We start from the raw sequence: 20,258 nt of genomic DNA on the forward strand, positions 1-20,258 counted from the left end.
CTCGCCGCCCGCAAGCGTTGGAACATGACCGATTTGGGGGACTTCAGCGACTTCGCCGGCGACGACCCCGACGACTCGTCCGACGCGGACCGAGACGGGCCGGCCGCTGACGCCGCCGGAAACGGGCGCTCGGAGCGTTCCGAGGCCGCCGCGGGAGCCGAAACTGCGGCCGCCGCGAGCGCCGCCGACGGCGATGGCGTCGAAACCGACTCCGGCGAGCGCGACGACGCCGGCTCGACTGACACGGGCGGCGTGACCGACGAGGCGGACGACCTGCAGTTCGACGACTACGACGCCGACCCCGTCGGCGACGAGCGTGGCGTCGGCGCGATTGCGGTCTCGCAGGGCCTGCGCGTGTCGGAGGACCCCGAGCGGACGGCGCTCCGGGCGTTCGTGACCGCGGGCAACCGCGAGCGCGTTCGCCTCGGAAAGTACCTCGTCGTCCCCTATCCCGACGACGAACTGCTGTTCTGTCGCATCGTCGGCTTGGAGTACGCCCAGGAGTTCCAGGCCGACGACGCGACCGAGATTCACGCCCGCCGGGCGATGCGCCGCCCCGCCGACGAGTTCGAGGAGCGCGATTTCAAGTTCATGGCGGAACTCGAACCCATCGCCGTCCTCTTTTCCGACCGCGGCGACCTCAAACGGCGGATGGTCGACCGCGTGCCGAAACCGCAGGCGACGGTCGGTGAGGCCACCGACGCGACGCAGATCAAGACCGGCCTGAAGATTCCCGAGGAGGGCGTCTTCCTCGGCCACCTCTCGGTCGGCGGCGAGAAGGTCCGAACCGCGGCCCGACCGCCGACCATCGACTACCGCCTGAACGACGACTACACCGACGGCGACCCGCTCGTGTTCCGCCACACGCTCGTCGCCGGCGGCACCGGGTCGGGGAAGACCCACGCCTCGAAGAACATCCTGCGGCAGTACCTCTCGGCGGAACGGAGCTACGAGATGGACGACGGCCGCGAGGTCCAGACCGCGGTCGTCCAGTTCGACCCGCAGGACGAGTACGCCCAGATGCACGACGACAACCCCGACATGGACGACGAGACGGCCCGGCGCTACGAGCGCGAGGGCGTCGCCCACGGCGGCCACGACGACACCGTCGCGCTCGTCCCCAAGATGGCCGGGTCGTCGTACCCCGGCGCGAACCACCGCGCCGAGCAGTTGGAGTTCACCATCCCCTTCTCGATGGCGCGGGACCTCCCGTGGCTCGTCGCCGGCAGCAGCCTCAACGACAACCAGTACCCGGCGCTCACCGAACTCCTGAACCGCTTCTTCCGGAACTACGGCGATTCGGGGACGTATCAGGAGTTCCTGACGTTCCTCGACGACCCGGCGCTGAAAGAGGAACTCCACGAGTCGGGCCGGGTCCACGAGGCGACCTTCGACGCGGTGAAGCGCCGAGTTCGCGGCGTGCCGAGCGGCGTCTTCGACCAAGATGCCCGGCCGATAACCGAACTCGACCACCAGCTCGTCCGGCCCGGCGGGCTGACGGTCGTGCCGACCTACCACCTCTCGTCGAGTCGGGCGAAGGAGCTGTTCGTCCTCGCGGTCTCGGCGCTGCTCATCGACGACAAGCTCTCGAACGACCCGTCGAGCGACCGCATCAAGGAGACGCCGGTCGTCCTCGGGATGGACGAGGCGCACAACTTCCTCACCGACGCCGACACCGTACAGGCGCGGAAGGTCATCCAGAAGTTCACCGAGGCGGCCAAGCAGGGCCGAAAGGAGCGACTCGGCCTGTTCCTCATCACGCAGGACCCGCAGGACATCGCCGACCCGGTGTTCAAGCAGGTGAACACGAAGGTCGTGCTCAACCTCGGCGACGAAGACGCCATCAAGAGCGTCAACATCCCGCCGAACCTCGAAGACAAAGTGCCGTACATGGAGAAAGGGCAGATGGTCGTCTACTCGCCCGACAACTCCGAGCCCGTCGAGCTGACGGGGCTTTCGACCTGCGTGACGCGACACGGCGACTGAGCACCCGGAACGCGCCGCGCCGCCCGTCGCAGGCGACCGGGTCGCGGCTGTCCCGGCCCGCGCCCGCCGGGCGGATTTTTAGCCCGCGACCGAGTAGGCCGCGACATGGCCGAACACGTGCTCGTTCCGACCGACGGGTCGCCGCAGTCAGTCGCCGCGGTCCGCTTCGCCGCCACGGAGTGGCCCGACGCGGAACTCACGCTTTTGAACGTCATCAACCCCGCCGACGCCGACTATCGAGAGCGGGCGCTCAGCGGCTCCGAAGAGTGGTTTCAAGCGGAGAAACGAAAGTCGAGAGAGACGTTCGCCGAGGTGAAAGCCGAGGTGGGGCTCGTCGACACCGACAGGTCGGTCACCGACCGCATCGAGGTCGGCAGCCCGCAGAAAGTCATCGTCGAGGTGCTGGACGGCGACGGTGACGACGACGCCGGCTACGACCACGTCGTGATGGGGAGCCACGGCCGAACCGGCGTCTCGCGCATCCTGCTCGGAAGCGTCGCCGAGGAGGTCCTCCGGCGGTCGCCGGTGCCGGTGACGATCGTCAGATAGGTTCGGAGGGATTCGAGAACGGAAGGCTCGTCGGAGACGGACTACCTCGCAATCCCGAAGGTCTCTCGGAGTGTCGCGTCCTCTCGTTCGCCGATATCGCGAAGCGTCTCGAACGTGCGGTCGATATCGTCGGTCGTGGTTCGGTGGCTACAGATGGACAATCGAAGGACCGTTCTGTCGTGTATCGACGTCGTCATGACGAACGCGACGTCGCTGAGTTGGATTTCGTCTGCGATTCGCTGATTGAGCGCGTCGAGGTACTCGTCGACTGCCTCGCGGACGTTTGCATCCGCCGCGGCGGCCGTCTGGAGGTCCGGCGGAGCGTACTGGAACGAGTACAGGTACAGGTTCGGTTCGTGGAGTGCCACGAAGTCGTCGGCGTCGCGGACGCGGGCGTCGAGGTGCGCCGTACACTGAACAGTCTGTGAGAGAAGCGTTCGGTATCCTTCGACACCGAGGTGTTTCACACTCATCCACACCTTCAGCGCCCGGAAGCCCCGCGACATCTGCGGGCCGAGTTCGTAGTAATCCAGTCCCTCGTAGGGCGTTCGCTCTGTTCCCTCCAGGTAGGAGGCGTGCATCGCGAACGACTGTTCCATCGCCGACGGGTCACGCACGAGGATACAGCCGCATTCGTAGGGGATGGACAGCCACTTGTGTGGGTCCAGCGTGACGGAGTCCGCGCGGTCCAATCCGGCGTACTGCGGGCGCTTCTCCGGGAGAATCGCACCGACAGCCCCGCACGCACCGTCGGCGTGGAACCAGATATCGCGCGCCGCACAGACCGTCGCAATCGCCTCGAGTGGGTCGATTGCTCCGACGTTAATCGACCCGACCTGCGCGACGACGCAGAACGGCACGTCGCCGTCGGCTTCGTCACGGTCGAGTCGCTCGACGAGGGCGTCGACATCCATCGTGAAATCGTCGTGACTCGGAACGAGTCGAACCGCGTCCGCGCCGAGGCCGAGGATTTCTGCGACTCGGTAGATAGACGAATGTCCTTCGTGGTCGGACATGTATATCGTGAACCGGCCCGGCCGGTCGTCCGCTTGGAGGCCGCGAGATTTCGTATCGTATCCCGCCGTCGAACGGAGGCCGGTGAGAATCCCCGTCAGATTCGCCATCGTTCCTCCGCTCGTGAACATCCCACCGCAGTCGGTGGGGTAGCCGATCATCTCGGCGACCCACTCGATAGTCCGCCGTTCGATTTCGGTCGCCGCCGGTGCCGGTTTCCATCCGCCGGCGTTCACGTTGACCGAGGCGGCGAGCGCGTCCGCGAGGACGCCCATCGTCGTCCCGGAGCCCATGACGTACCCGAAGTACCGCGGCGAGCCCACGTGCGTCGAGTTCGGAAGAATTCGCTCCGGCCACGCGTCCAGAATCTCGTGTGGAGGTTGTCCTGTTTCTGGCAGCGGTTCGTCGAACATCGACTCGACCACCGATTGCGGTTTGCCCGGAAAGACCGGCAGTTCGTCTACGTGTTCGAAGTACTCCGCGATGATGTCGACCGTCCGATAGCCGAGGTCGCGAAACTCGTCGGGGTCGAAGTCGGATGGGTGGGCGTCTGCTGCGGCAGCCATGCTAGACAAACGCAGCCATACACGATAGCCGTATCTCGTTGTGTCGGTTCGCCGGTACCAGTAACACGAGGGTAACCTGGTGAAACCAGTGAAACGAGTACTGCGAACACACCGGAATCGGCCGGTTCGACCGGATTGCAACGCCCTATTTCGGTGCCGCCCTTGGCGGGCATCAATGGAATTCACAGAGGTCGTAACGACTCGCCGCTCGGTTCACGACTACGCCGACGAGTCGCTCGACGACGAGACCCTCCGAACGATATTCGAGAACGCGGTGCAGGCACCGTCGAGCTACAACCTCCAGCCGTGGGAGTTCGTCGTGCTGCGCGAAGACGAGACACAGCAGGCGCTCCGTGAGGCGGCGTACGACCAAGAACACGTCACCGGTGCCGCCGCGTCGGTCATCGTGCTCGGTAACAAGGACCCCGAGGCCCACGCCGAGACCGTCACCGACGACATGCTGGAGAAGGGCTACCTGCCGAGCGAGGAGGTCCGCGAGGGCATCCTCGAAAACATCGCCGGCATGGCGGACCTCCCCGAACAGGAGCGCCGCGTCTGGACCGTCCGCTCGACGTCGCTGGTCGCCATGTCGCTCATGTACGCCGCGTGGGACGAGGGCGTGGCCTCCTGCCCCATCGGCGGATTCGACGCCGACGCCGTCCTCGACGCGTTCGACATCGACGGCGAGCGGTACGAGCCCGTGATGCTTCTCACGATGGGGATCCCCGCCGACGACGCCGACGAGCTGCGGGCGGAACGCAAGTACCGCCGCCCCGTCGACGAGGTCGTCCACTTCGAGGAGTTCGCGCCGGAGCGAGAGGTCGCCGCGACGCCCGCCGACGACTGACTCGAACGCTCCACCACACCCCCGAAATCCCCCGATTTTCCCGCCGTTCACGCCCCGACGAGGCGTCCCTCACGAGCGCCGATTCTCGGTCCGTGAGGAACGACAACCTCGGCTATTTCGGTTCCCCTCGTACCTGTCTCTGGTGACTCGGTGATGAGAACCCGCATTCGACGCTGGCAGGTCGTCGCGACGAGTGGCGTCGGCGTCCTGTCGGTCGTCGCGTCCCTCCTCGGACTGTTCCGGCCCGGACACTATCTCGACGCCCCGGCGTTCCGCCCGCAGTTGTTCGCACAGGACGTGACGATGCTCGTGGTCGGCGTTCCCGCCTTGGCAATCGGCCTCTGGTTTTCGGTTCGGGGGTCGCTCCGCGGCCGGTTCGTCTGGCTCGGCGCGCTCGCCTACATGACCTACATGTGGGCGTCGATAGGCCTGCAAGTCGCGTTCAACCAGTTCTTCCTCGGGTACGTCGCCCTGTTTTGTCTCTCGGTTTTCACTTTCGTCGGCGGCGTCGTGACGACGGACGCCGACGAGGTGGCCGAAACGCTCGTCGGCGACCTCCCGAAACGACTCTACGCCGGGTTCTTGCTGTTCGTCGCAGCGGGACTGGCGTTCCTGTGGCTCTCCGAACTCGTCCCGGCGACCCTCGCGGGGACGACGCCGCGTCTCGTCGAGGAGGTCGGCCCACAGGCCATGGCGTCTCACTTCATCGACCTCAGCATCGTCGTTCCCGCCCTCGGACTGTCCAGCCTCTGGCTCTGGCAGGGTCGTCCGTGGGGGTACGTCCTCGCCGGCGTCGGCGTCGTGTTCGGTGCGGTCCTCGCACCGACGCTCACGCTCGGGACGTTCCTCCTCGCCACCGGCGGTGCTGTCACCGTTTCGTTCGTCTCTCTCGCGTTCACCGTGGTTCCCGCGCTCGTCGCCGCGGCGCTCGCTGTCACGTACGTGACCGCGCTCCCCAGTAACTCGGGGAGCGAGGGCGTCGGAGAGGTCGGAGGAAGAGCCTGAATGCGTTCCCCGCGAGCAGGCTCGCGGAAAGCCAGTTGGTGAGCGGGGACACGGCTCGAAACGAGGCTCGCTGGGCGACCTCAACGAGGCGGGTTCTAGAAAATATTCGCCTGCTGGTAGACGCTGATACCCTCGTTCGTGAGTTCGTAGGGCTTGGTCTCGCGGGAGTGGTTGGCGTCGCGTATCTTCTGAATTTCGATTGCGAGCCGCGTCTCGCGGAAGTCGTCGTTTCGGACGTACTGGAGAACGAACACGGCGTCAGAGAGGTACTCGACGATACCGTGTCTGGAGACGTAGGGGTTGGACTGGTCCGCCTCGGAGGTGAGCATCGTCGTCACGCCCGCGTCCTTCAGCGACCGCGTGAAGTTGAACACCTCGCTGCGGCGCTTCGAGGGGTGGTCGTACATCATCTCCAAAAGCGAGACGGAGTCGAGGACGAGCCGGTCGGCACCGAACTCCTCGACCAGCCGCGGGAGGTCGTTTCGGATGCTCGACAGGCTGTTCGCCATCTCCACGGGGTCGAGGTCCACGACGGCCAGTCGACCCTCGGACTCGTGTTTCGAAAAGTCCCACCCCTTCTCGTCGGCGGTGTCGAGGATGCGCTCGCGGCTCTCTTCGAGCGTGATGTAGACGCCGCTGTCGCCGTCTTCGAGCGCCTTCCGGAGGAACTGTAGGCCGAACGTCGTCTTGCCGGTCCCGGCGCTCCCGATTGTGACCATGAGCGACCGCTCCGGGACGCCGCCGAGAATCATGTCGTCGAGGCCCTCGATGCCGATGTCGATGCGGTCGATGTCGGAATCGAGCTCCTCGTCGTCGAACGACGGCGGCTCCGACTCCCCCGGACCGGGGCCGAATCCGAACTCGTCGCCGGACTGCTCGCCGCCGAGGCCGCCGCCCGCGTCGGGCATCGGCGCGTTCTCGAACGCCGTGGCGAAGTCGGTCGAAAACGGGTCGTCGTCACCGTCGAAGGGGGCGTCATCGCCGTCAAGTGGGTCGCCGTCCTCGAACGACAGAGGCTCTCCGACGCCGCCGGTCCCGTTCTCGGGGGTGTCTTCCGACGGCTCGTCCGCGGGGTTCGCGACCGCATCGCTCCCGGGAGACCCGTCGGTCTCGCCGTCGTCGCGCTGCTCGCTTTCGTCCGGGTCCGCGTCGTCTGCGTCGGTCTCGCCGTCGTCGCGCTCGCGGAGTGCCCGCTCGAACCAGTCGTCGTCACTCACGGGAGCCACCACCGAACGACAGCGCGGCCGGCGTCCGTGCCTGCCATCACCTCAAGGTAGGCAGGCGTCGTGATGAACGTTTCCCGTGCGCGGAGCTACCGCGCGGCGTCGAGCAGGAGACGGGGGCGGGCGACGTGACGGTGGGCTTTTGCCCGGGGACGCCAAACCGCGGGGCATGAAGGTCGGCATCGTCGCACAGAAGGGCAACAGCCGGGCCGCGTACCTCGCCGCGGACGCGAGCGAGGCGCTCGCCGAGGTCGACGCCGAGGCGGTCGTCGACGCGGCGACCGCCGAGGAGTTGGGCGTCGAGGGCGTCCCCGTCGAGTCGCTCGACGACTGCGACCTCGTGGTGAGCATCGGCGGCGACGGAACGTTTCTCTACGCCGCCCGCGGTGCCGACGGCGTCCCCATCCTCGGCGTCAACCTCGGCGAGGTCGGCTTCCTGAACGCGGTCTCGCCCGACGACGCCATCGACGAGGTGTTGGCCGAGGTCGCCGCGTTCCGCGAGGGGAGCCAGTCGATTCGGGAGGTCCCCCGCATCGTCGCCAGCGGCGACGGCTGGGAGATGGACCCGTCGATGAACGAGGTCGTCGTCCACGGGCCGCGCCGGGGTCACGGCGGCGGCGCGGACTTGGAAGTCCGCGTGAACGGCTCCGTGTACTCCGGCGGCCACGCCGACGGCGTGCTCGTCACGACGCCCGCGGGGAGCTCCGCCTACAACCTCAGCGAGGGCGGCCCGCTCGTCCACCCCGGCGTCGAGGGACTCGTCGTCACCGAGATGGCCGCCGCCGAGGGGATGCCGCCGCTCGTCGTCCCGCTCGATGCGGCCGTGACCGTCAGCGTCACCGACGCGGCGTCGGCGGTCGTCGTCGGCGACGGGCGGACCCGGCGGACGGTGTCGCCGCCGACGGAGATACGTATCGAGCGGTCCGACTCGCCGGTTCGACTCGCCGGTCCGACCTCAGACTTCTTCGAAGCGCTCGGAAAACTCGACTGAGCGCGCCGCCGCGGTCGGCTACTCCGCGAGTTCTCGTTCGCCCTCGTCGCCCGACGCCTCGGCGCGGGGGAGCGGCGTCCAGTCGATGTCAACCACGTTGTCCGGCCGGCCGCGGAGTCCGGGTCGGGAGACGACCTCGAACGTCCGGTTTTCGGTCTCGCGGGTGAAAAGCGAGTGCGCGAGGACGTTCGCCACGTCAGCGCGCGGGACGCTCCCGCAGACCGAGTCGCCGCCCTCGCCGACGACCACGTCGGCGGTCGCGGGGGCGTCGGTGAGCGCGCCGGGCCTGATAATCGTGTGGTCGAGCGGCGCGTCTCGAAGCCGCGTCTCGCTTCGTTCCTTCGCCGAGAGGACGCCCGACGCGGTGAGAATCGCGCGGAGCGACAGCGGGAGTCCGCCCTTCGAGTCGCCGACGCCGATAGAAGACATGAGAACGAACCGCTGCGCGCCGGAGGCGGTCGCGGCGTCCACGAGGTTCTCGACGCCCGCGCCGTCGACGAGGTCGCCGCGAATTGCGTCGAGTCCCGCCGAGACGCCGACCGCGGAGACGACGGCGTCGGCGTCGAGGACCGCCCGCCGGGCGTCGTCGGGGTCGAGGAGGTCGCCGACGACGACCTCGTCCGCACCGCGCGCTCGGAGGTCGGATTCGGCGTCGGCGTCGCGGGTCAGCGCCCTGACGACGAGAGGCGTGTCCGCCAACGCGTCGAGGACGTGTCGGCCCGTCCGACCCGTCGCACCGGCGAGGAGGACGCGACCGCGATTGCGTGCCATACCCGCGCATGGGTGCGGGGCTCAATAACCTTCGGGAACGCGTCAAAAGTCCGGGGCGGCGGCGGTCGCCGGCCGGGAGAACAGACGAGGCGAGTCGGTGAGAAATCGAGGAATCGAGTCGGGGGTTCGCGTGCGTTATCGGCTCGTTACTGACCCCAGTTGGCGACGACGCGCGGGCGCTCGCCGACCGGGAGCACGTCGATGTCCTCGTCGGCCGCGCCGCGCGCTTCGAGGGCCGCCTTCGCGGAGGCGTACGTCGAGAAGTAGCTGACCTCCTCTTCGACGCAGTCGATGAGCGTCTCGCGGTCGCGGGAGACGACGAAGTCGAAGTTGTCCTCGCGGAGCATCGTGAGGAAGTCGTCGACGTCCTCGGGCGTGAGCACCTCGTAGTACTCGCCGAAGGCGTCGAGCAGTTCCTGTCCGGCCTCGCTGTCGGCGTCGGGGAACTCGGGGTCCGCGAGGTCGACGTAGACGGTTCCGTCGGCCGGAATCGGGTCGTTAGCGGCCGACTGGGCCTTCTCGTAGGCCTTCCCGAACGAGGTCGCGGTTCCCATGACCTCGCCCGTGGACTTCATCTCCGGGCCGAGACGCGGGTCCGAACCCGGCAGGCGGTCGAACGGGAGGACGACCTCCTTGACCGACACCTGCTCGGGAATCTGCTCGCTCACGTCGAGGTCGGCAAGCGAGTTGCCGGCCATGACCTTCGCCGCGAGCTTGGCGATCGGGACGCCCGTCGCCTTCGAGACGAACGGGACGGTGCGCGAGGAACGCGGGTTGGCTTCGAGGACGTACACGTCGTTCGCACCCTCCTCGTTCTGCTTGACCGCGAGCTGGACGTTCATCAGGCCGACCGTGTCGAGGGCGCTGGCGATGTCCTCCGTGACCTCGCGGACGCGGGCCATCGTCTCGTCGTCGAGCGAGCGCGGCGGAATCATACAGGCGGAGTCGCCGGAGTGGACGCCGGCGGCCTCGACGTGTTCCATCACGCCGCCGATGAGGACGTTCTCGCCGTCGGAGACGGCGTCGACGTCGAGTTCGACGCCGTCGGCGAGGAACTCGTCGATGAGGATGGGCTTGTCGGGGGAGACGCGAACTGCCTCCTCGATGTACTCCTTGAGCTCCGCGTCGGAGTGGACGATTTCCATCGCGCGGCCGCCGAGGACGTACGACGGGCGGACCAACACGGGGTAACCGAGGTCGTTGGCGAGGTCGAGCGCCTCTTTTTCGCTGGTCGCGGAGCCGCCTTCGGGCTGGAGGATACCGAGGTCGTCCATCAGCCGGTTGAAGCGGTCGCGGTCCTCGGCGAGGTCCATCGCGTCGATGGTCGTGCCGAGAATCTCGCAGTCGACGCCGCGGCGGTCGAGTTCGGATTCGAGCGGGTGGCCGATGTTGACCGAGGTCTGCCCGCCGAACTGGAGCATGACGCCGTCGGCGTCGATGGCCTCGATGACGTCGGCGACCTCTTCTGCCGTGATGGGCTCGAAGAAGAGGCCGTCGGAGGTGTCGTAGTCCGTCGACACCGTCTCGGGGTTGTTGTTGACGACGTGCGCGTCGATGCCCATGTCGCGGAGCGCCTGCACCGCGTGGACCGAGCAGTAGTCGAACTCGACTCCCTGCCCGATGCGGATGGGACCGCCGCCGACGACGACGACGCTCTCCATGTCGCGGTCGACGCGGAGTTCGTTACCGGCCGAGTCGCCCTCGAAGGGGCCGCGGAAGAACTCCGGTTTGCGCGCGGAGTAGTAGTACGGCGTCTGCGCGGCGAACTCGCCGGCGCAGGTGTCTACCTGCTTGTAGGTGCGGCCGGGGACGTTCTGTTCGACCTCGCCGACGCTCGTGCCGGTCGCCGCGGCGATGCTGGCGTTGGTGTGGCCGGCGGAGGCGGCGGCGGCGAAGTCGCCCTCGGAGGCGGCCTCGACAGCCTCGACGACGCGGCCGAAGCGCTCGACGTACCACTCGTGGATGTCGGTCAGTTCGACCACGTCCTCCGTGGTGTAGCCGCGCTCGAACGCCTCGAAGATGGCGTACGGGCGGTCGGGGGTCGGCGTTTCGAGGTACTCGGCTTCGAGTTCCTCGTCGGACACCTCGTCCCAGTCGGCGGCGGGGTCGTACTCGGACGAGCGGAGCGCCTTCAGAAGCGACTCCTCGAAGGTGCGCCCGATGGACATCGCCTCGCCGGTGGACTTCATGGCCGTCGAGAGCTCGAAGTCCACGTCGGTGAACTTGTCCTTGGGCCACCGCGGGACCTTCGTGACCACGTAGTCGATTGCGGGCTCGAAGGCGGCGGTGGTCTCGCCGGTGATTTCGTTGGTAATCTCGTGGAGGCGCTTGCCGAGGGCGACCTTCGCCGTGACGCGGGCGATGGGGTAGCCGGTCGCCTTCGAGGCGAGCGCGGAGGAGCGCGAGACGCGCGGGTTCACCTCGACGACGCGGTACTCGCCGCCGGGGGTGCCGTCGTCGTGCCACGCGAACTGGATGTTACAGCCGCCCTGGATACCGAGTTCGCGGATGACGCCGAGCGCGGCGTCGCGCATCTCCTGGTGACCCTCGTCGGGGATGACCTGCGAGGGCGTGACGACCGTGGACTCGCCGGTGTGAATCCCCATCGGGTCGATGTTCTCCATGTTGCAGATGATGATACACGAGTCGTCGGCGTCGCGCATCACCTCGTATTCGAGTTCGACCCACCCGGAGATGGACTCCGTGATGAGCACCTCGCTGTTGCGCGAGAGGCGGAGGCCCTTGCGGACGCGGGAGACGAGTTCGTCCATCTCGTGGACGACGCCGGAGCCGGAGCCGCCGAGCGTGTAGGTCGTCCGCGAGATGACCGGCAGGCCGCCGACGGCGTCGACGGAGGCTTCCACGCGCTCTTCGAGGGCCTCCTCGGTGATGTTCTCGACCGCCTCGTCTTCCTCCAGCGAGATGGTCGTCGACTTCGGGACGGGCTGACCGATTTTCTCCATGCGCTGGCGGAAGAGGTCGCGGTCCTCCGTCGCGTAGATGGTGTCGAGCGGCGTGCCCATGATGTCCACGTCGAACTCCTCTAAGACGCCTTCCTCTGCGAGTTCGGCCGTGACGTTGAGTCCGGTCTGACCGCCCAGTCCGGCGATGACGCCGTCGGGGCGCTCGCGTTCGATAATCTCGGAGATGGCCTCGGTCGTGATGGGTTCGATGTAGACCTTGTCGGCCATCTCGGGGTCGGTCATGATGGTCGCGGGGTTCGAGTTGACGAGGACAACTCGCGCGCCTTCCTCTCGGAGCGCGCGGCAGGCCTGCGCGCCGGAGTAGTCGAATTCCGCCGCCTGTCCAATCTGGATTGGGCCGCTTCCGATGAGCAAAATCGTCCGGTCCTCTGTACCTTGCTGAGGTCCGGTCGAGGTGTCCTCGTCAGTCATCGTCGGAATCCAATCCGCACATCGTAATAAGTCCGGCGAAAAATTACGAGGTCCGAAACTCGATTGCGAATTTCGAAAATGTTGCCGAACGCCGCTGTCGCGGCCGGGGAAGGCTTTTGACGGGTATCCGAGTACCGGCTACGCATGCCCGCGGTATTCACGACGCCGCCGCCGCTCGACTCCGGGAGCCGGGTCGCGGTCGTCGCGCCGTCGCGCCCCATCGACGAATCGCACTTGGACCGCGCGTGCGCGCGTCTCCGCGACGTGTTCTCGCTCGACCCCGTCGTCTTCGAGTCCGCCCGCCGCGACTGGGAGTGGCTCCGGGACAACCCGGCGGCGCGCGCGGAGGACGTGATGGAGGCCTTCGAGGACCCGTCGATACGCGGCGTCATCGCCGTCACCGGCGGCGACGACCAGCTTCGAATCCTCCCGCACCTCGACCCGGCGCGGCTGACCGCGTCGCCGACGCGCTTCTTCGGCTTCAGCGACAACGACAACCTCCGGCTGTTCCTCTGGACCCACGGCGTCGTGAGCTACGGCGCGACGCTCCACCCGACGCTCACCGTGGACCCCGAAATCCACCCGTACGTCGAGCGGTACCTCCGCCGGGCGTTCTTCGAGCGCTCCATCGGCGTCGTCGAACCCGCCCCGGAGTGGACCGACGACTGGTTCGACTTCGACACCGAAGAACCGAGAGAGTGGCACGACAATCCGGGTCGGACGTGGCGTGGCGACGAGCGCGTGACCGGGCGACTCTGGGGCGGCAGCTTCAGCATCTTGAAGTGGCACCTCCAGACCGACCGCTACCTCCCAGACCCCGAGGAACTCGACGGGGCGGTGCTCGCGCTCGAAACCTCGGAGGACGTGCCGCTCCCCCGGGAGGTCCGGTACACCCTGCGGTCGATGGGCGAACGCGGGCTGTTAGCGCGGTTCGACGGGCTCGTGGTGGGTCGCCCGCGGACGTACTCGCCCGGACTGGAGTGGGAGCCGCCGGCAGACTACGGCGCGCAGCTCCGCGCGGAGGTGCTGTCGGTCCTCGACGCGTACAACCCCGACGCGACGGCGGTGTTCGACGTGGAGTTCGGCCACGCCGACCCGACGGTTCCGCTTCCGCTCGGCGCGAAGGCGACCCTCGACCCGACGGTGGAGCGGCTTCGAATCGATTGAAAAGCGGGCGCTCGGCCCGCGCGCTACATGTACGGTTCGGGGTCGAGGTCGCGCTGGGCGCGGTACTGGTCGACGAACTCGCTCACGTCGAACTGGAGCATCTTCGACTCGAACTCCGAGACGACCTCGTCGTCGTCGGCGTGGCTGACGGCGTGTTCCATCAGTTCCACGACGAGTTCGACGATTATCTCGTGGAGTCTTCGAGAATCGAAGTCGGTCACCCAGACGATGCCCGCGCCGAGTTCGCCGTCCTCGGAGACGTCCTCGGAGACGACGGCCTCGGGGAACTCCTCGAGGACGATGCCCATGAGGTGGGCCGTCCCGAACTCGGGCATGTCGTCGCTCGTGGTCTCGATGGTCTCCTGGAGGATTTCGACGAGGAACTCCGGGAGAAATCGGTCGGGCGGGTGGACGTCCATGACGACGGCGTGGCTGTCCCCGCACGGACAGTCGAACTCCCGTTTGCCCAAGTCGAGTTCCCGGACGCGCTTCGTCTCGCCGCAGGGGAGGTCCAAGACGGCCCCGCGGCCGCCGGGAACGCTCGGTTCAGACATACCCGTGGGTTGCGGTTCTCTCCGTTTAAACGTCGCGTTCTTCGGAATCGTCGCGAGAGAAAAACGAGACGCCGACCGTCGGTTGCGGTCGGTCAGTCCGTCGTACTGTCGCAAAAAGCGGCGGTGACCCGGGCCGAAACGCCCGGCGGCGTCCCCTCAGCGGCGGCCCGAGACGTAGACGATGGGGCCGACAATGAGGAGCGCAATCCCGAGGAACAGGTAGTGAGCCTTGCCCAGCGACACCGGGGTCAGAAGGAAGATGAGCCCGAACACCGTGGTGTTGATACCGAGGACGTGCCGGGACTTCAGCGGCAGCGTTCCAACCGTCGACAGGATGAACACGAGCAACAGCGCCTGCCCGATGTTGTAGTCGAGCAGGAAGGTGTCTACGAGCTGAAGGGGAAGCATTCTTGTTTTCTCGGTCGGTTCGAATCGACTATCAAAGTTCCGTTATTCTCGTTGGAAACCGGCGGTCGGTCCCCCCGATATTGGGGCGACCGGGCTGTCGGGGCGGTTCCCCCTGGGTCTGCACCGCTGTCGGCGCGGAGCGGCGTCCGGTGGTCGGCGCGCGCTACTGGGACGGGCCGGTGATGTCGAGCGGCCGGATCCACCCGTACCAGACGACGAAGACCATGCCCGCGTAGCCGAGGACGAACACGACCATTCCGAGGTCGGTGTAGCCAGCCTCGCCGAGGAAGCGGCGTGCCACGCCCGGGATGACGATGCCGAGCGTCACGACGGCCGCGAGGAGGAGGTTCCCCCGCGATACCAACGACTGCTTCGTCTCGCTCATGTGCAGGGCTCGGGACCGAGACGACGTGAATCGCACGGTTCGAAGAGCGGCCCGCGAAGGGCGTTCTCGTCGCGCCGTCGGCCTCCGCCGTCGGTCTCGTCGCGTCGTAATCGCCCGCCTGCGAGCCCGCGGCACCGAAAACATATACCGTCCCCCGACGCACCGCGGGTATGCACCTGCGTTCCCTCCCCGAGGAGCACCGCGAGACCTACCGCGAGTTCCTCAACTACGCCTTCCGCCCCGAGAACGGCCCCGATTGGTCGGACGAGCGACTGCCGGACCCGGAGAGCTACCGTCCGCGAGGGTTCTACGACGCCCCGCCCGACGCGCCCGTCGAGGACCTCGACGCGGCCGACCTGCGGACGGTGTGTGCCTTCTACGACTTCACGGCTCGCGTCCGCGGCGAGTGGCACCCGCTGCCCGGTATCTCGGCGGTCGCGTCGCCGCCGGAGGCGCGCCGACGGGGCCACGTCGGCGCGATGCTCGACGACCTCCTCGCGGAGTTCCGCGACACCGGCCGGTATCTCTCGGCGCTCTGGCCGTTCGAGTACGACTTCTACCGCCGGTTCGGCTGGGCGACGGCGAACAACTACGCGAAGACGACGGTGCCGCCCGACGAACTCGGGGCGGTCGCCGCCGACCCGGCCGGGGAGTTCGTCCGCCTCGACGCCGACGACTGGGCCCGGGTCAAGGACGTGTACGCGACCGCGGCGACGGAAGACCTCGCGGTGGACCGAAGCGAGGGCTGGATTCGCCACCGGCTGTTCCGCGGCTGGGACGGCGACCCGTTCGTCTACGGCTGGGAACGGGACGGCGACCTCCGCGGCTACGTCGTCTACGACGTGAGCGGCGACTGGGAGTCGCGGACGCTGTCCGTGAACGAACTCGTCGCCGTCGACGCCGAGGCTCGCGCACAGCTGTTTCGGTTCCTGCGGGACCACGACTCGCAGGTCGACGAGGTCGTTCTCTCGTCGGAACGCGAATCGACCCGGCTCATCGACGGCCTGACCGACCCGCGGGCGGCGACGGTCGAAATCAAGCCCGGGCCGATGGTCCGCATCGTGGACGTGTCGGCCGCCCTCGAAGCCGTCTCGTTCCCCGTCGACGCCGCCTGCGACCTCGTCCTCGCGGTCGCCGACGACCGCTGTGACTGGAACGATGGGTCGTTCAGGGTCGTCGTCGGTGACGGCGAGGCGCGCGTCGAACCGGACGGTGACGACGCCGACCCGGACGCGACCGTCGAAATCGGGGCGCTCTCGCAACTCCTCGTCGGCGCGCGCTCCGTCGAGTCGCTCGCCCGCACCGACCGCCTCTCGGTCGCCCGGGAGGAGGCGGCCGACGCCCTCGCGTCGGTGTTCTCCGCGCGGGACCCGTACCTGCGCGAGGGGTTCTGAGCGGACGGGTCGGGCCGAAATCGGCCGACGCGGCCAGTCGGGTCGGTTTTTTCCCACCGGCCGCCGAAGTGCGGGCGTGGCATCAGTTCCGGTTCTCGTCGCGTTCACGGCCGCCGGCGCGATTCTCGCGTGGAAGGGCGGCGACATGCTCGTGCAGGCCTCCGACCGCTTGGGCGCGTACTACGGGCTCCCCGCCATCGTGCAGGGAGCCATCATCGCCGCCGTGGGGTCGAGTTTTCCCGAGCTATCGAGCATCGTCATCGCCACGGTCCGGTACCAGTCGTTCGACATTGGCGTCGGCGCGGTCGTCGGGTCGGCCGTCTACAACATTCTCATCATCCCGTCCGTGTCGGCGATGGTCGGCGAGGGCGGACGGCTCGCCTCGAACCGCGACCTCGTCTACAAGGAGGCGCAGTTCTACCTGCTTTCTATCGCCGTCCTCGTGCTCACCTTCTCGCTCGCGGTCATCTACCGACCCGCCACCGACACCGCGAGCCTCGACGGGTTCGTGAGCCCCGCGCTCGCGCTCATCCCGCTGGCGCTGTACGGCCTGTACCTGTTCATGCAGTACCACGACACGCTGGAGCACCGCGCCGGACTCACCGCCGTCGTCAACGACGTGGACCCGAGACGCGAATGGGTGGCGCTGGTGGCGTCGCTCGCGGTCATCCTCGTCGGAGCCGAACTGCTCGTCCGCGCGGCGGTCGGCCTCGGCGACGCCTTCGGCACGTCGCCGTTCCTCTGGGGGCTGACGGTCGTCGCCGCCGGCACGAGCCTCCCCGACACGTTCGTCAGCGTCGCGGCCGCCCGGCAGGGCAACGCGCCGATGAGCCTCGCCAACGTCTTCGGGAGCAACGTGTTCGCGCTCCTCGTCGCCCTCCCGGTCGGCATCCTCGTCGCCGGGGGCGCGGTCATCGCCTTCGAGGAAGTCGTCCCGATGATGAGCTTCCTCACGGGCGCGTCGGTCGTCTTCTTCGCCGTCCTCCGGACCGAGATGGCGCTGACGCGTGCCGAGTCGTACCTCCTCCTCGGGACCTACGCGCTGTTCATCGCGTGGCTGGTCGCAGAAAGCCTCGGCGTGACGAGGTTCCTCGCCTGAGAGGTCGCCCGGCCGCGAGCGGGGTCGCCGCGGCCGCCTCGCTCAGTCCGGCGGTTCGACCCAGACCGGGCCCACCCACGCGGTCCCGGGGAACTCGCAGTCCCGCGGGACCTGGGTGACCCGGAGGTAGTACGCGTCGGCCGCCGAGCGCCGGTCGTCGTCCCAGACCGTCCCCTCGACCGGGTCGCCGTCGGTCCACGAGACAGACGTCGTGTACGCCGAAAGCGGCGCGTCGGGGTCCGAGGTAATCGCCTGCGACCGCCACGTCTCGCCGTTTTTGACGATTTCGACGCGTTCGAGCGGGGCGGTCCCCGCGACCTCGACGTCGACCTCGCGGGGTTCGTCGCGGGCGTCGAGGCGGAGCGAACTGTCGTTCTCGCCGGGTTCGACGCCGCCGACTGAGAGGGACGCGAGGATGCGGTGCGGCTGGGTCGTCCCGTAGACGCGGCGGCTCCGGAGGCTCTCGAACACCGCCTCGCGGGTGAGTTCGGGCGCTCGGAACGCCGAGAGACCGCCGGGATAGCTCCGCTCGTTCCAGACGCGCCAGATGCTCGACCAGCCGACGCCGTCTTCGACCCACTCGCGAACGGAGGGGAGGTGCGGGTCGGCGTGGATGAGCGAGTGGCCGGGGTGCGGGCCGTGGTAGTCCGCGCCCGCGACGAGGCCGACCCGGTGGCCCATCGACAGCGCGTCGCGGACGAAGTGACCCGGTTCGTCGGTCTCGCCGCGACCCATCGCCAGTGGAAACGGGTTCCCCTCGTCGCCCGGCAGTTCGCCGGACCCCCACTGCGAGTACACCTCGACGAGCGGCGCGAGCTCGTCGTCGTACTCGACAGCCGAGAAGTCGAAGGGGTACATGCGCTCTGTCGGGTGATGCGGAATCGTCACGACCCGCGAGTCGCGGGTCGACTCGAACTCGCGGAGGCGGCTCCAGAGCTTCTCGTAGGTGTCCGTCGTCCCGCCGCGGGAGTCGAGAAGGACGGCGTCGTCGGCGTCCTCGAAGTAGACGTTGACGTGGCCGCCGCAGTTGGGTTGTTTCGTCCACTCGTAGCCGACGAGCGTCACGAACTCGTCGGGGTCGTAGAACCGGTCGGCGACGCGGCGCGACCGCTCGAAGTACCACCCGTGCACGAGGGCGCGCTGGAGCGACGGCGGGATGAAAAACCCCATCGTGTCGTGGTCGGTGTAGGCGACGACGTCGAGGGCCATCGCGTCGCGGCCGAACCGATACCCCTTCTGCAGGCTCCCCGTCCCGTCCGAGAGCCGCGAGTGCAGGTGGATATCGCCCCAGTAGACGCGCTCGTCGGGGGCGTCGGCGGAGACGGAAACGGGGTTCGAGACGTACCGCTCGTCGAATCCGGGGCGCGAGAAGGTCAGGTAGTGGACGCCGGGCGTCTCGAAGGAGACGGCGTCGGCGAGCCTGACGTACCCCTCGTCGTCGCCGGCGAGGGAGACGCGGTCCGGATACGTCGCAGCATCGTCGGTCGCAGACACCCGCAGGTCGCCGTCGTACGCGCCGTGAAGCCGTTCGTACTCGTCCCACACCTGTACCGTGAGGTCGAGGGACTCGCCGACCGCGACGGTCGACGGCAGGACCGCGTGGACGCGGTCGAGCGACCCGGTTCGACTGCGCAACAGGTCGCGGACTGACGGCCGCCGCTCGGCGAAGACGTGCATCGTCTCCGCGAACTTCCCGAGGGTTCCGGTGGGTTCGGCGTCGAACACGCGAGGGGCTACGGACGCGTCGCTAAAGAAGGACGAGGCCGACCGGGCGCGACGGCGAACCCGCTCGCGGGTACTGTCGCTCAGAAAACGGAAAACGGACTCGCCGCAAACAGGGCAAGTTGCGGCGAGCGGGGTTGATGATGACCGCACGCGCGGTCAGGGGTCGAGGGTGGTCCGAATCCTGTCAGTCGCCGGGCGTGTTACCGCGCTGGTAGCGTCCGACCATCTTCCACATCGCCGCGTCGAGGTCCTCGCCGTCGGCGGCGGACTCAATCTGGCGGTACAGGTGTTCGGAGACGTCGATGGTTGGCATCACCAACACGTATGGCGTGTACGGATTTAATACTACTGGGATACAGAACTGAGTAAATTTGTTCGGATGGTCGGTCGTCGAACCGCGAAATCGAGAGACTGCGAAGCCCCACGAACGAACGAGACGGTGATAGTCGAGAGAAACTCGGATTCGAAGACCTGACGGAAGTTCGAGTAGTTTGCTACTGCCGCGCCTGGCGGAGCGACGCGCCGTCGAAGCGCTTCAACGCGAGTTCGCCCGCCTCCAGCGGGTCGACGGGCGTGTCGTGTTCGTCGTCCATGTGTTCCATCACGAGAACGCCGACGCCCTCGCGGGAGTCGGCCGTGGAGGTGTGGCCGCACCCGTACAGACAGGTGAGTTCGTATTCCATGTTATTCGGTACCACAATCTATTGCGTGATATAGCTTTCTCCGAATTCGTCCGTTCGTCCGGCTATGTGGTGATAGATGCGGACAAATCTGTGTGAATTGGTGCAATTTTGTGAGATATAATCGAGTATTCAGGTCAGACATTAGTAGTTCTCTGTGTCGGGACAGTCGTGTTCGGTCGGGGCGGTCGAGTGTTCGCCGCTGATTCGTCCCGACGACACGAACGATAGACCGAGCGTTCTCTCGGTCGGTAGTATCCGCAGAAGTTGGGTGGCCGGGGAGTTTGAGCCCCTAACTCGCATCGGCAACGAATCGTTGCCAACGGGAGTGGGCCAACGCGGATTTGAACCGCGGGCCTCCCGGTTATCAGCCGAGCGCTCAACCTGACTGAGCTATTGGCCCAGGTAAGCGCATTCACTCGTTGTGCGCTGTTGATTTTAAGACTTTCTTTTCGGAGGCGCGTTGGTGCGTGTTAGTGAATGTCGGCGTCGTCGGCCG

General features: G+C 67.4%; 18 protein-coding genes and 1 tRNA gene. 8 read left to right on the plus strand and 11 right to left on the minus strand.

The annotated features are described in order from the left end of the window. Positions 1-24 precede the first annotated feature (24 nt). A complete protein-coding gene (locus DEQ92_RS11115; protein ID WP_004975374.1) occupies positions 25-1,986 on the plus strand; it encodes an ATP-binding protein in 1,962 nt (653 codons plus the stop codon). Between the two features lie 105 nt (positions 1,987-2,091). After that, the gene (locus tag DEQ92_RS11120) at positions 2,092-2,535 is read left to right on the plus strand and encodes a universal stress protein (RefSeq protein ID WP_004975376.1); all 444 of its coding nucleotides are present in this window, start codon (positions 2,092-2,094) and stop codon (positions 2,533-2,535) included. 41 nt (positions 2,536-2,576) lie between these two features. Here DEQ92_RS11120 and DEQ92_RS11125 read toward each other — a convergent pair whose 3' ends face one another. Further along, positions 2,577-4,115 carry an aspartate aminotransferase family protein gene (locus tag DEQ92_RS11125; RefSeq protein ID WP_115805128.1) on the minus strand — a complete coding sequence of 513 codons (1,539 nt, stop codon included), beginning with the start codon at positions 4,113-4,115 and terminating at the stop codon, positions 2,577-2,579. A gap of 175 nt (positions 4,116-4,290) precedes the next feature. Here DEQ92_RS11125 and DEQ92_RS11130 point away from each other — a divergent pair, with 175 nt between their 5' ends. Next, the gene (locus DEQ92_RS11130; protein WP_050459589.1) at positions 4,291-4,962 is read left to right on the plus strand and encodes a nitroreductase family protein; all 672 of its coding nucleotides are present in this window, start codon (positions 4,291-4,293) and stop codon (positions 4,960-4,962) included. Positions 4,963-5,115: 153 nt separating this feature from the next. After that, positions 5,116-5,967: a hypothetical protein gene (locus DEQ92_RS11135; RefSeq protein ID WP_115820774.1), complete on the plus strand. Its 852-nt coding sequence runs from the start codon at positions 5,116-5,118 to the stop codon at positions 5,965-5,967. A 95-nt stretch (positions 5,968-6,062) separates the two neighbouring features. On the opposite strand, the gene DEQ92_RS11140 is transcribed toward DEQ92_RS11135, so the two are convergent. Next, positions 6,063-7,184, minus strand: a complete 1,122-nt coding sequence (locus DEQ92_RS11140) for a KaiC domain-containing protein (RefSeq protein WP_004975380.1) — start codon at positions 7,182-7,184, stop codon at positions 6,063-6,065. Between the two features lie 175 nt (positions 7,185-7,359). On the opposite strand from DEQ92_RS11140, the gene DEQ92_RS11145 reads away from it, so the two are divergent. Beyond that, on the plus strand, positions 7,360-8,181 hold the full coding sequence (locus DEQ92_RS11145) for an NAD(+)/NADH kinase (protein ID WP_004975382.1): 822 nt from the start codon (positions 7,360-7,362) through the stop codon (positions 8,179-8,181). A gap of 18 nt (positions 8,182-8,199) precedes the next feature. Here DEQ92_RS11145 and DEQ92_RS11150 read toward each other — a convergent pair whose 3' ends face one another. After that, on the minus strand, positions 8,200-8,952 hold the full coding sequence (locus DEQ92_RS11150; RefSeq protein WP_115805130.1) for an SDR family oxidoreductase: 753 nt from the start codon (positions 8,950-8,952) through the stop codon (positions 8,200-8,202). A gap of 146 nt (positions 8,953-9,098) precedes the next feature. Continuing rightward, positions 9,099-12,347, minus strand: a complete 3,249-nt coding sequence (carB, locus tag DEQ92_RS11155) for a carbamoyl-phosphate synthase large subunit (RefSeq protein ID WP_115805131.1) — start codon at positions 12,345-12,347, stop codon at positions 9,099-9,101. 144 nt (positions 12,348-12,491) lie between these two features. Here carB and DEQ92_RS11160 point away from each other — a divergent pair, with 144 nt between their 5' ends. After that, positions 12,492-13,514 carry a S66 peptidase family protein gene (locus DEQ92_RS11160; RefSeq protein ID WP_115805132.1) on the plus strand — a complete coding sequence of 341 codons (1,023 nt, stop codon included), beginning with the start codon at positions 12,492-12,494 and terminating at the stop codon, positions 13,512-13,514. A gap of 23 nt (positions 13,515-13,537) precedes the next feature. Here the strand turns inward: DEQ92_RS11160 and DEQ92_RS11165 are convergent, their stop codons facing one another. From DEQ92_RS11165 to DEQ92_RS11175, 3 genes are all read right to left on the minus strand, one after another. Further along, positions 13,538-14,068: a DUF5815 family protein gene (locus DEQ92_RS11165; protein ID WP_008095664.1), complete on the minus strand. Its 531-nt coding sequence runs from the start codon at positions 14,066-14,068 to the stop codon at positions 13,538-13,540. Positions 14,069-14,224: 156 nt separating this feature from the next. Continuing rightward, positions 14,225-14,476, minus strand: a complete 252-nt coding sequence (locus DEQ92_RS11170; RefSeq protein ID WP_004975390.1) for a hypothetical protein — start codon at positions 14,474-14,476, stop codon at positions 14,225-14,227. 163 nt (positions 14,477-14,639) lie between these two features. Then, a complete protein-coding gene (locus tag DEQ92_RS11175) occupies positions 14,640-14,861 on the minus strand; it encodes a hypothetical protein (RefSeq protein WP_004975392.1) in 222 nt (73 codons plus the stop codon). 170 nt (positions 14,862-15,031) lie between these two features. Here DEQ92_RS11175 and eis point away from each other — a divergent pair, with 170 nt between their 5' ends. Both eis and DEQ92_RS11185 read left to right on the plus strand, forming a co-directional pair. Further along, on the plus strand, positions 15,032-16,255 hold the full coding sequence (gene eis, locus DEQ92_RS11180) for an enhanced intracellular survival protein Eis (RefSeq protein ID WP_115805133.1): 1,224 nt from the start codon (positions 15,032-15,034) through the stop codon (positions 16,253-16,255). 76 nt (positions 16,256-16,331) lie between these two features. Further along, entirely contained in the window at positions 16,332-17,354 is a 1,023-nt protein-coding gene (locus DEQ92_RS11185) for a sodium:calcium antiporter (protein ID WP_004975397.1), read from the plus strand. Positions 17,355-17,396: 42 nt separating this feature from the next. Here DEQ92_RS11185 and DEQ92_RS11190 read toward each other — a convergent pair whose 3' ends face one another. The 4 genes from DEQ92_RS11190 to DEQ92_RS11200 form a co-directional block, all read right to left on the minus strand. Continuing rightward, positions 17,397-19,079, minus strand: a complete 1,683-nt coding sequence (locus DEQ92_RS11190; protein ID WP_115820775.1) for a DUF3604 domain-containing protein — start codon at positions 19,077-19,079, stop codon at positions 17,397-17,399. A gap of 184 nt (positions 19,080-19,263) precedes the next feature. Then, on the minus strand, positions 19,264-19,392 hold the full coding sequence (locus tag DEQ92_RS24405) for a hypothetical protein (RefSeq protein ID WP_004042243.1): 129 nt from the start codon (positions 19,390-19,392) through the stop codon (positions 19,264-19,266). A 181-nt stretch (positions 19,393-19,573) separates the two neighbouring features. Continuing rightward, positions 19,574-19,762, minus strand: a complete 189-nt coding sequence (locus DEQ92_RS11195; RefSeq protein ID WP_004975400.1) for a hypothetical protein — start codon at positions 19,760-19,762, stop codon at positions 19,574-19,576. Between the two features lie 326 nt (positions 19,763-20,088). Beyond that, positions 20,089-20,162, minus strand: a tRNA-Ile gene (locus tag DEQ92_RS11200). Between the last annotated feature and the right edge of the window lie 96 nt (positions 20,163-20,258).

Origin of the sequence: Haloferax sp. Atlit-6N, assembly GCF_003383195.1 — an archaeon.
Classification (GTDB): domain Archaea; phylum Halobacteriota; class Halobacteria; order Halobacteriales; family Haloferacaceae; genus Haloferax; species Haloferax gibbonsii.